The following is a 970-nucleotide window of genomic DNA, read 5'->3' on the forward strand; positions in this document are numbered from 1 at the left end:
ATTACGCGATGATCTTGGAGACCACGCCGGCGCCGACGGTACGGCCGCCTTCGCGGATCGCGAAGCGCAGGCCTTCATCCATGGCGACCGGGTTGATCAGGGTGACAACCATCTTCACGTTGTCGCCCGGCATCACCATTTCCACACCTTCCGGCAGTTCGCAAGCGCCGGTGATGTCGGTGGTACGGAAGTAGAACTGCGGACGGTAGCCCTTGAAGAACGGGGTGTGACGGCCACCTTCGTCCTTGGACAGCACGTACACTTCGGCGTCGAAGGTGGTGTGCGGCTTGATCGAGCCCGGCTTGGCCAGGACCTGGCCACGCTCGACGTCGTCACGCTTGGTGCCGCGCAGCAGCAGACCGGCGTTGTCGCCTGCCTGACCCTGGTCGAGCAGCTTGCGGAACATTTCCACGCCGGTGACGGTGGTCTTCTGGACCGGACGGATACCGACGATTTCGATTTCTTCGCCGACCTTGATCACGCCGCGCTCGATACGACCGGTCACGACGGTGCCGCGGCCCGAGATCGAGAACACGTCTTCGACCGGCATCAGGAAGGGCTTGTCGATGTCACGTTCCGGGGTCGGGATCCAGCTGTCGAGAGCCTCGACCAGCTTGATCACGGCCGGCACGCCGATGTCGCTCTGGTCGCCTTCCAGCGCCAGACGGGCCGAGCCCGCGATGATCGGGGTGTCGTCGCCCGGGAAGTCGTACTTGCTCAGCAGCTCGCGGACTTCCATCTCGACCAGTTCCAGCAGCTCGGCGTCATCGACCATGTCTGCCTTGTTCAGGAAGACGACGATGTACGGCACGCCGACCTGACGCGACAGCAGGATGTGCTCGCGGGTCTGCGGCATCGGGCCGTCAGCAGCCGAACAGACCAGGATCGCGCCGTCCATCTGGGCAGCACCGGTGATCATGTTCTTGACGTAGTCAGCATGGCCCGGGCAATCGACGTGGGCGTAATGACG

At 63.7% G+C, this 970-nt stretch carries 1 protein-coding gene; it reads right to left on the minus strand.

Going from position 1 to position 970, the window contains the following annotated elements:
- Position 1 precedes the first annotated feature (1 nt).
- On the minus strand, positions 2-970 hold a 969-nt coding region (tuf, locus tag ABE464_RS19045; protein ID WP_346473199.1), incomplete at its 5' end, for an elongation factor Tu.

Source organism: Stenotrophomonas sp. TWI587, from assembly GCF_039674145.1.
GTDB classification, from domain to species: Bacteria; Pseudomonadota; Gammaproteobacteria; order Xanthomonadales; family Xanthomonadaceae; genus Stenotrophomonas; species Stenotrophomonas maltophilia_AY.